The sequence below is a fragment of the Bacillus sp. SRB_8 genome (assembly GCF_003264205.1).
Lineage (GTDB): Bacteria > Bacillota > Bacilli > Bacillales > Bacillaceae_G > Bacillus_A > Bacillus_A mycoides.
The window spans coordinates 243,732-254,372 of sequence record NZ_NADT01000008.1; the positions used below are offsets into that span (position 1 = coordinate 243,732).

Below are 10,641 nucleotides of genomic sequence, written 5' to 3' on the forward strand. Positions count from 1 at the left end.
AGTTTCCCCCTATGCTACTTTTCTACTATTTGTAGTAGCTCCACTTTTTTTACTTGTCATATAAGAGATTGTTAGTACAATCACAGTTGTAATAATCACATAAATAAGTGCTGAATTTTGTTTTCCTTCAAATACAACTTGATGGAATAATCCTGCAAGTGATCCACCTAGAATTGGACCAACTACTGGGATCCATGCATACTTCCAGTTTGAACCGCCCTTTCCTGCAATCGGAAGGAAGAAGTGTGCAATACGCGGACCTAAATCACGAGCCGGGTTGATTGCGTATCCTGTTGTTCCACCTAATGATAAACCAATACTTACAATTAAGAAACCTACGATAAATGGATTTAAACCATCTGCAAATTTATTTGCTCCAATTGCTAATATACCAAATACTAAAACGAATGTTCCAATCATTTCACTTAAAAGGTTTGTAAATGTGTTCGGAATTGCTGGACCTGTTGCAAATACACCTAACTTTGTTCCTGGATCTTCTGTTTCTTTCCAGTGTGGTAAGTAATGTAAATATACAAGAACTGCCCCGATAATTGCCCCAATCATTTGTGCTGCGATATACATAGGTACATCACTCCATGGGAACGCTCCCTTAAACGCAAGTCCTATCGTTAAAGCCGGATTCAAATGTGCCCCACTAATTGATCCAACTGCATACGCTGCCATAGCAACCGCTAGACCCCAACCCATTGTAATTACAATCCAACCAGAATCTTTCGCAAACGATTTCTTTAAACTTACACCAGCGCAAACACCGCCACCAAGTAAGATTAACAACGCAGTCCCTATTAATTCCCCTAAAAATGCTGACATAAAATCCCTCCACAATCAATTTAAATGCTTTCGAAAAGTGATAGAGGTAAAATGAATGGCCATTCGTTTTTTTCAAAAGAAAAAGATCCACAGCTTACATGCTTCTATATAATATATATAGAAACAATAAAATGTGGATCTCTTCTTTTCTCCGTCACGTTTATTAACTTGTCTATAATGTTAACCCTTAATGAAAGCGGTGTCAACAGAATTTTTTCACATTTTCGTCACTTTTTTTGGTAATGTTTCCATAGTTCTTTTTTCGATGTCGTAATTGCTGTCGCACCAGCATTTAACGCTCTTTCAACGTCTTCTACCGTTCGAATAAAACCACCTGCTAAAATTGGTACACCTGTACGCTCTTTCACCTCAGCGATGACACCCGTTAACGCACCAGGAAGCACCTCTATATAATCCGGCTTCGTCTTTTCTAGCAAATTACAGCTCTTTTCCATTGCGCTAGAATCAATTAAAAAGATGCGTTGAATGGAGACGACACCTTTTTGCTTCGCCTTCATAATTACGCTCGCCTTTGTCGATAATAACCCGTACGGTTTATATTCTTGGCATAAAAACTCCGTCGCATGCCCATCACTTTGTAATCCATGGATCAAATCCACATGTAAAAATACTTTTTTATTATGCTGCTTCGCGAGCGACACAACACTCTTCAATTGACCGACATGAATATCTAAAATAACAATATACTCATACGAACTATGTAATAGCTTCTCCAAATCTTTAATTTGCCTCACTGCCGGCAAAATCTTTTGCTCATGAAATTCCATTCTAAACGTCCCCTTCCTATCTATCCTTTATAGTACACAATTTGGGTGAAAAGAACAGCTAGTGTAGGGGATTTCTTACAAATCTTTCTCTTATCTATATATTTTCTTCAACTTATCAGAAACCGTACCACCTATAATCATTAATAGGAGCGGTAAAAAATTCATTACATATGGTGCATCTGCGACAATTGTAATGCTTGCTCCTGCAAACTTATTTAACGCCCATACAACGATTTTTGTAATAAATAAAAATACGCCCATCATAAATAGACTATCGAAAAACACCTTCCATTTCGGATACGCTAATTGCTTACTATCCTCAATTACTTTTTGCGTCAACTCTTCATCACTCCTCAATAACTCATCAATTGTAATACCGAACAGATCACTTAAATGAATAATAATTTCAATGCTCGGATAGTTCTTTCCCGTCTCCCATTTCGAAACAGACTGCCTACTTACATGAATTTTTTCAGCCAAATCATTTTGCGACCAATTTCTTTTTTCCCTTTCTTCTTTTAAACGTTCACTAAAAATCATACTGTGTTTATCACCTCTCTATGTCTAGTATGGTCAAATAAATGATGAAGAGTAAAGCTAGTTATCGTTGCATAGGTTGTGCAACTTGTGCGTTACATCTAAAAATGACGCTATGTATCATGTCGATTTCATATGCTTTTCTTCTATAATAATTTCCCGAACAATAATACAATGAACGGATGACTAGATTAAGCATAAAAAAATACGCCATCCCTTCTTATCATTCTCCAGAAAGAATAACGTAAAGTTTCATTTTTAAACATTTTCATCAAAAAGAAAAGAAGCTAACAATAAATTGTTAACTTCTCAGCTGAAAGTAAAATATTATCTTTCCTTATCTTCTAATATCTAGGTTGTGATTGAATATTTGTAAGATGAACATCAAACATATCAATGATTTCAAGAAATCTATCAGCTTCACGGAAAACATGGTCTGCTAATAACGGATGAATGATACTCTTTATTTTACATTGCTCAATTAAATCACGTGCTGTTTTCTTAAAATCCCGAAGAGATGTAACGGACACACGATTTTGATCTAAAAATTGATCTAAAAGAGGGACTGTTTGGGATTGCGGTTTCATAGATTCTAAGTCAATTGCTTGATACATCAATTCATCAAAATCATTGCTAAAATTCCGTGCTGTGTCTACAAGCTTTCTTTCCGATGGATCAAGAAGATGACCAATAAATTTAGCATGGTCTGCCATAATCCTTAAAAAGAAAACATTTTCTTTAATAATAGCATCAGGAAGGGCATCTAATTTCCCTTCATTTAATTGTATTAAACGTTTTCTAAAATAGTCAGCTTCCCTACTTGTATGGTCAACTAACAGTGGAAAGTTATTTTGTCCTGGCAATTTACATGTGAGAATTAATCCTAAAATTTTTCTTTTAAATCCCCAAATATTAGTTGCGGCTTGTTGTACTTCTAAATTAAATCTTTTTATTTGCTCAGGATCTGTTTCATTTGTATAGGAATACGCTATTTGTTCGATATGTTCAAACAATCGATAAAATTGATTAGCCTCTTCAATTAGTTGAGTATCCTCGCATCTAAACCCTAAGCGAAGAAAAAAAGAATGCTCCTTCATGATTCTAGACCAAAAACGAATTTCATTTAATGAACGCTCAACAAACATTACAGATGTAACACCTGTATCAGGATGTAATGATGTTTCATCCCTATGCATTGTTAATCCCCCCTGTAGATACTGCGCTATTTCCATTCTTATGATTGAACATATATATAAATACCATCAATAAAGTTTCATGATGAATATCATATACATGTAAAATTAAGCTTATATAAGCTTAGCTTGATGAACATATACTGCTCCAAAAAAGAAAAAAGGCTACCACCTAGATATAAAGTTCTCCTAGTTGGTAGCCTTTCAAAATTTCTATTAAAGCAACACCGAATCCTTATCACTATCCTGATTCCGTTTCTCTCGTTCTTCTTCTAAGCGCTTCATATATACTTCGCCTTCTTTTTCGATAAAATCATTATCCATCTCTTGCTCTTTTTTCGAAGTATATAAAACCATGTAGCCACTCAATACGATCCCAATGATTACAAGATAAATCCACCATGGTAAAGTTTCCACTTTCGTTCATCCCTTTCCTTAGACAAGCCTTATTAGTTTCACTTTATGAGGAAAGAAGTGGATTTATGCTTAAAATTTTATTGTGGATTTTTCACGAAGAACGCTTGTACATATTCCATAAACTCGATTGGCTCCTGGCGAAACGGTGCGTGGTATCCTTTTTCAATGATATGGAACGTACTATTTGCAAATAGCTCATGATACAGTTCACCATTTTTCCAAGAAACACTCTTATCGTGTCGTCCCCATATAATTAAAGTCGGTACCTTAATTTTATCTGCTTCCATCGCAATGCGGCGCTCTCTCATTTTCGTAAGCTGATCATAATGCTCTTTATCATCGCGACTATTTTTCACTTCATTTTTATTATAATCCGTAATCTCTGTTACAGTTTGTAAGTCTGTCGATAGTGGCGGCACTTCATAACTTTCTTTTTGCTGGAAAGACTCTATTCCTGTAGAATCCGCTAAAACGAGATGCGTTACTGCATCCGGATATAAATACGCTAAATTTAGAGACATCTCTCCGCCCATCGAATGACCAAGTACTGCGAATTGATCGTATCCGAGTTTCTTCATTAACTTATAATATAAATTCACTTGCGTGGGAAACGAATACTGAAAATCAATTGGCTTAGAAGAACGCCCAAACCCTAAAATATCAACCGCAATAATCGTATGGTCCTTTACAAGTTCCGGATAAATATCACTAAACCCATCTGAAGAACCACCGAACCCGTGAAGCATAAGTAAAGGCGGTTTCCCCTCACCAATTTGCTTAAAATAAATCGTCTGCCCATCAATCTGCGCCATACTCTCTTTCGTATTCATCCTCATCATCACAGTATCTTTCACTTCTTCAACCTTCGCAATCGGCTTATCAACGAAGTTACATACGATTAACAAAACGAGCACAATACCGCTAATAAAATAAAATTTAAACCGTTTCAAAATTCCCGTCTCCTTTCTCATGTTGCTATTTAAAGTTTTTACATTATTTGGTTGTTTTATGATTGTTTTTAATTGTAACCACTTTAGTTACAATTATATTAAAAAAATATAACTCATTTCTATTAATGATGGTTATTTTGTAACTATTATAGTTACACATTTAAAGTAAGTCAATTCTTTTTAACCGTAAAAAGAAAAGGGACCTCGTTGTGAGGTCCCTTCACTTTATTATTTAGTTTAAAAATGATCAGCGTGTGAATCTTGCTTGCTAATACCGCCGTCTCCTTTATTGAAGTTGGCTGGTGCTCCTCCACCGTCCCCAATACTTACGTAGTCCGGTCTTGCTGGTGCTCCTCCTGTGTCTCCTCGAGAAGCGTATTGATTTGATTCAGCAGAACTGTTTAAACCTATCGCTAAAGTCCCCAAAAGTGCTAGTCCAGTTATTACTCCACTAAGTTTTTTCATTATTTCAAAGCTCCCTTTTCTAAATATTTTTTATTCGCCTTATTATTTATATAAAAATATTTACTTGCTTTGATATGATTATCTTCTTCATAAAATTGCATTGCTAATTTTTCACTGTATTCTTTTACGCATTCTAAGAGATTTTTACTTTCAAAGTACGCAATGCCTTCTAATATAATTTTCTCCATTTCATTCGCATTAGAGCCTTTATTTAATTTTTCCAATATCATAAAGCGATATTGAAATTCTCTATTTTTTAATTCATTACATATTTCAATTCCCAATGCAATGTATCTTTCTGCTAACTCAGTTTTACCCAATTTACAATACTCTTCAGCCACTGTAAAAATCGCTTTATAATGTTTAGGTAATTTCTCAGCAACTTCAGAGGCATGACGAATTGCTAAATCAGATAGATTTTGAGTACCATATAACCAACCTAAATTGTTTCTAATCATCAGAACGTACTTTCTATGATTTACTCTTTGGAACACATCTAAAGCAATATTAAAACTTTCTTCTGCTAATTCAAATTGCTTTAATTCCACGCAACATAAACCATATATATTTTCACATAATGCAACATTAATTTGATACCCAGGATGATTTAAAAATTCTGCTTTTGCTTTTTGAATATGGTGAATAGCTTTTACTTCCTGATACGTATGATAGTAAAATTCGCCTAAACGATAATTAAATTCTGCTTTTTCGCAAGGATTTTGAATATATTTTAATAATGTTTCTGCATGTTCAAATTCTTTACTAGCTTCCTCATAATTTTCAATCATTCTAAAATAAAGCGCTTTAAACAAATGATAACAATACGCTAGCATACCTTCTTGCGGAGCTTCAAAAGATTCCACTTGATTAAAACTACCTTCTTTAATGGAAACCCAATCACTCAAAACTTGATATCTGAAGTTCAATAACGCATGATAAAGCAATACATCCGAATCCACTTCCAAACCACTAATCTTACTACCAATCTCTTCTTTCATCTCCGTAGCTTTCTCTATGTTTTGCTGCAACATTACACGATACCAATCATCTAAAGAATGTTTCATTTGCTCCTTCGTTACTACATCTGTTCCCATACCTTCGCATCCCCTTTTCTCCAAACTTACAAAATTAGGATATTTATACAATTATTCAAATTGTATATTATCACCTCTTTTCTATGTATTGAAAAATAATTGTCAGAAAATTTATAATTTAAATGAATTATACCAAATATTTCTATTTAGAAAACTTGAGAAACATTTTTCAGAAAATTTTATAGACCAAATAAAAAAACAAGCAGTTCCAGCGATTCGCTAAAACTACTTGCTCTTCTACTTATTATTTCTATTTTTACTCTTTAATAAATTCCTTAGTACTTCTCACTGTATCAATCGGACGAACTAATTTTTCGATTTCTTCACGCTTTGGCTCTAAGAACGGAGGTAAAGATAATTTCTCTCCAAGCGTTTCATAAGGCTCATCTCCCATAAAACCAGGACCATCTGTTGCAAATTCAAATAAAATTTGTGGTGCAACTCTTGCGTATAATGACTCGAAGAAGTGACGATTTACATAGCCAGATGATGGAAGTTGGGCGCTACCGATTCTCTCAATCCACTCTTCTAATACAGCGCGATCTTCTACGCGGAATGCAGCATGGTGCACTGTACCAAAACCTTGTTGTGCTTCTGGAAGAACCGTATTATGTTCTACAATAACAGAAGCACCGTTTCCACCTTCGTTTACTTCAAATAAATAGAATTCTCCTTCTTGCGCAACCTCTTTAAATAATAGAACTTTTTCTAACACTTCTTTAAAGAAACTAAAGTTTGCGATACGGATAAATACAGGTCCTAAGCCAGTAATTGCATATTCTAATGGAACTGGACCGTTTTGCCACGGTGTACCTGATTCTATCCCGTTATCTAATTCATCTGAGATTAATTGATAGTGTTGATCATCAAAGTCAACGAAAGAAAGAGTTTTCTTACCAAATTGCTCTTTAATTCCTGTATGTTCTACTTCAAGACGATCAAAACGTTTCACCCAATACTCTAGTGCTACGTCAGTTGGAACGCGGAATGAAGTTTTTGAAATTTCATTTGTACCGTGTACTCCTTTTGGAACACCTGGGAAGTCAAAGAATGTCATATCTGTTCCTGCACTACCTTTATCATCTGCAAAGAATAAATGATACGTTTGAATATCATCTTGGTTTACTGTTTTTTTAACTAAACGCATTCCTAAAACGTGAGTGAAAAACTCATAGTTCTTTTCTGCACTACTTGTAATTGCTGTAACGTGGTGAATTCCTTTTAATTGGTTCATTTTATATTCCTCCAATGGTTTTAAATTTTATATTTTCTCTTCTATTATTTCTCTTCAATAGGTGCTAATTTCGCTTCAATTTCTGCTCGCTGTTCTTCTAAGAACGGCGGTAAATCAAGTTTTTCTCCTAAATGCTCTACATCTCCATCAACTGTAAATCCTGGTCCATCTGTCGCAATTTCAAATAGGATTCCGTTTGATTCACGGAAGTATAAGCTTTTAAAGTAGAAACGGTCGATAATGCCTGAAGAATGGAAACCTTTTTGTATCACCTGTTCTTCCCAATAAGCTAGCTCTTCACTGTTTTTCACGCGAATCGCTAAATGGTGAATGCTACCGCGGCCTGGCTTTTCAGTAGGACCATCTAAATATTTCACAACGATTTCTCCGAAGGCTTCTCCTTTAATAGACTGGAAAATCGCTTCTTCGTCGCTTCGGCTAACTTCTTTATAACCAAATATATCTGTTAATGTATTCGCTAGTTTATCAAGTCTACGCACTGTCATTTCCACTGAACCCATTCCTTGAATTTGATGTTCAGCTGGAACTTCGGATTTCTCCCACGTTTCCCAGTGCTCCACTTTTTCTCCGTTTGAAACGAGTAGCACGAGACGAAGACCTTCCGCATCCTCAAATTGCAAAGCAGGACGATTTGCATATGTTGTCATTTCACTATGTTTCACATCAAATTTCTCAAATCGTTCTTTCCAGTAATGTAAGCTTTCCTCTGAAGGAACGAGTAATCCGATTCGCGTAATTGCATTCGTACCACGGTACGTTTTTCCTACTAAAGGCATTTCAAAAAATGATAGTTCAGTACCTGGACTTCCTGTTTTATCTCCGTAAAATAAATGATACATGGATGGATCATCTTGGTTTACCGTCATTTTCACACGGCGTAAACCAAGCACGTTTTTATAAAAATGGTTATTCTCACTTCCGTTTTTTGTAACCATTGAAATGTGATGATGCCCTTTAATTTCATACATTGATAATTCCTCCGTTTCATTTTACTAGTCAAGTGATAACTAAAAAAATAACATTTCCCACCACTAATATGGTTTTTAGCTTTTCAATTTATTCTCATTATATTTTTGTAAATTCATCTTAGTTTTTACTGAATAAGTTACTTTGTTTTGTAAATCGAAAGCAAGTGAGTGTATGTTTTTCATATGACTCAATCGCTTTCGTTACTATCACTTTACACTTCAAGTGATTAAAAAGCAAGTAATTTATCTCAAATTCGAGATATTTTTTATTGCATAAAATTTCGGACTAAAAACACAAGAAGTTCTCGGTTTGGAGACATTATAAAATTCATAAGTTGATGGATGTAGGATATCGCCAGCATTAAAAAAACACGCTAAGAAGTATGCAAGGTTTTATACAGTTTTTCAGCTAATTCAGTAACAAACAGAAATCTTAAAATCCCCTTCAGGATAGGAATGTATAAAAAAATGTATAGATCCATAGAACGTAAAAAGGAGGTTCCCTTGTGAGAGCAGGGTTCCTCCTTGTCCTTGCTACCGATAATGTTACGTTATATTAACTGAATGCGAATACCATATACATCCAAAAATCATAACAAATCGATTCTCCGAAATGGTACAATTAGGAAAAGGGGGGAAAGGATATGTACGATTACAAATTCGTGAAAGTCGAAGTTAATAACTGGAAAGGGGAACCTAAAGAAGATTATAAGCGTATTATTGCCGAACATGCTGAAGACGGTTGGAAATTTGTTCAAATCTTTGCACCATCAATCGCAGGATACGCGCAATATTTTGAGATTATCTTCGAACGAATCAAATAACCCCTTTCGAGAACGAGAGGGATTTGCTTTGAATAACATACAAAAAGAACTGAAATATTTGGGAATCTAATTGTTCTCAATTTAACTTATAAGACAAATAAGCTAATATTAATCAACTTCCAATAACTAGAATTATGTAAATAAGCTGCCCATATGGACAGCTTATTGTATTTTTTCTGAAATGCTGGCGTTACTCAACTAAAAAGTTGATATGCTCCCATTCTAGTGGCAAGATATGTTTTATTAGTTCTTCGTTACACCCATGCGTACTTCTTAACTATTTTATTTCATTTTCAATACAAAAACAGCCTCACTAAGCTCTTAACACTTAATGAGGCCATTCTATTCACAATCTTAATTATGGAAAGTTGGCTTATAGAACGAACGATTATCAAGCGCAAAGACACGTTCTGTGTATTCGCCTGGTTTTGTGCGTCCTAATGCGCGGTCCATCATGTTCATTTTTGCATCTAAGTTATCGATGTAGTGCAGAATTTCTGCTTCTTTCACTAATGGTGGTTTTGGGCTACCCCATTCTGCTTTTCCGTGATGGGAAAGGACGATGTGCTGAAGGATTAATACTTCCTCTGCATCGATTTGTAGTTCGTCTGCTGCTTTACCAATTTCGTTCACCATGATAGAAATATGGCCTAGTAAATTTCCTTCTAACGTATACGTTGTAGAAATTGGGCCAGATAGTTCGAATACTTTACCAAGGTCGTGTAAAATAACGCCCGCATATAGTAAGTCTTTATCTAACGATGGGTATAGAGCTGATATAGCTTTCGCTAAATCTAACATTGATACAACATGATAAGCTAGTCCAGATACGAACTCGTGATGGTTCTTTGTCGCTGCTGGATATTCTAAAAATTCATTTTGATGCTTATTTAACAAATGTCTTGTTAGACGCTGTATGTTCGGGTTTCTCATTTCAAATATGTATTGCGTAATTTTCTCAACCATATCTTCTTTTTTTATTGGAGCTTTTTCTACAAAGTCCGAGATGTCCGTTACTTCATTCTCATTCGCAACACGAATTTGTTTCACACGTAATTGAATACGTCCTTTATAGTTTAGAATATCTCCAGCTACTTTAACGATTGTTTCCGCTACATATTGTTTCTCAACTTCTGGTGATACATCCCATAACTTCGCTTCAATATCTCCACTTGGATCTTGTAAGATTACTGTTAAAAATGGCTTACCATTGCTTGCTAGACCTTTTGTCGCTGTTTTAATTAACAAGAAAACATCGACTTGTTCACCAACTTCATATTCTACAATTTTCTTTTTCATTCGAATTCCTCCACCAAATC

General features: G+C 35.0%; 12 protein-coding genes. 1 reads left to right on the plus strand and 11 read right to left on the minus strand.

Going from position 1 to position 10,641, the window contains the following annotated elements:
• Positions 1–9: 9 nt before the first annotated feature.
• The 10 genes from glpF to B5P40_RS08070 all read right to left on the minus strand — a co-directional run bounded on the left by glpF (position 10) and on the right by B5P40_RS08070 (position 8,498).
• Entirely contained in the window at positions 10–831 is an 822-nt protein-coding gene (glpF, locus tag B5P40_RS08025) for a glycerol uptake facilitator protein GlpF (RefSeq protein WP_002125755.1), read from the minus strand.
• Between the two features lie 227 nt (positions 832–1,058).
• Positions 1,059–1,619, minus strand: coding sequence for a glycerol uptake operon antiterminator GlpP (glpP, locus tag B5P40_RS08030; RefSeq protein ID WP_000394293.1), 561 nt, complete (start codon positions 1,617–1,619; stop codon positions 1,059–1,061).
• A gap of 90 nt (positions 1,620–1,709) precedes the next feature.
• Positions 1,710–2,159 (minus strand): helix-turn-helix domain-containing protein, encoded by a 450-nt coding sequence (locus tag B5P40_RS08035; RefSeq protein WP_002087188.1) that lies wholly within the window; start codon positions 2,157–2,159, stop codon positions 1,710–1,712.
• Positions 2,160–2,500: 341 nt separating this feature from the next.
• Complete coding sequence (locus B5P40_RS08040) at positions 2,501–3,352, minus strand: DUF2935 domain-containing protein (protein WP_113709089.1); 852 nt, start codon at positions 3,350–3,352, stop codon at positions 2,501–2,503.
• Between the two features lie 213 nt (positions 3,353–3,565).
• Positions 3,566–3,766: a sporulation YhaL family protein gene (locus B5P40_RS08045; RefSeq protein ID WP_002087191.1), complete on the minus strand. Its 201-nt coding sequence runs from the start codon at positions 3,764–3,766 to the stop codon at positions 3,566–3,568.
• Between the two features lie 77 nt (positions 3,767–3,843).
• Positions 3,844–4,716 carry an alpha/beta fold hydrolase gene (locus tag B5P40_RS08050; protein ID WP_113709090.1) on the minus strand — a complete coding sequence of 291 codons (873 nt, stop codon included), beginning with the start codon at positions 4,714–4,716 and terminating at the stop codon, positions 3,844–3,846.
• Positions 4,717–4,953: 237 nt separating this feature from the next.
• A complete protein-coding gene (locus B5P40_RS08055) occupies positions 4,954–5,181 on the minus strand; it encodes a Phr family secreted Rap phosphatase inhibitor (protein WP_113709091.1) in 228 nt (75 codons plus the stop codon).
• Entirely contained in the window at positions 5,181–6,275 is a 1,095-nt protein-coding gene (locus B5P40_RS08060; protein WP_113709092.1) for a response regulator aspartate phosphatase, read from the minus strand. The genes B5P40_RS08055 and B5P40_RS08060 overlap by 1 nt, the downstream gene beginning before the upstream one ends.
• A gap of 256 nt (positions 6,276–6,531) precedes the next feature.
• Entirely contained in the window at positions 6,532–7,509 is a 978-nt protein-coding gene (locus B5P40_RS08065; protein WP_002150113.1) for a ring-cleaving dioxygenase, read from the minus strand.
• Positions 7,510–7,553: 44 nt separating this feature from the next.
• Positions 7,554–8,498 carry a ring-cleaving dioxygenase gene (locus B5P40_RS08070; protein ID WP_002064094.1) on the minus strand — a complete coding sequence of 315 codons (945 nt, stop codon included), beginning with the start codon at positions 8,496–8,498 and terminating at the stop codon, positions 7,554–7,556.
• 644 nt (positions 8,499–9,142) lie between these two features.
• Here B5P40_RS08070 and B5P40_RS08075 point away from each other — a divergent pair.
• Positions 9,143–9,322 (plus strand): DUF4177 domain-containing protein, encoded by a 180-nt coding sequence (locus tag B5P40_RS08075; protein WP_000272495.1) that lies wholly within the window; start codon positions 9,143–9,145, stop codon positions 9,320–9,322.
• A gap of 354 nt (positions 9,323–9,676) precedes the next feature.
• Here B5P40_RS08075 and yhaM read toward each other — a convergent pair whose 3' ends face one another.
• Entirely contained in the window at positions 9,677–10,621 is a 945-nt protein-coding gene (gene yhaM / locus B5P40_RS08080; protein WP_002011096.1) for a 3'-5' exoribonuclease YhaM, read from the minus strand.
• Between the last annotated feature and the right edge of the window lie 20 nt (positions 10,622–10,641).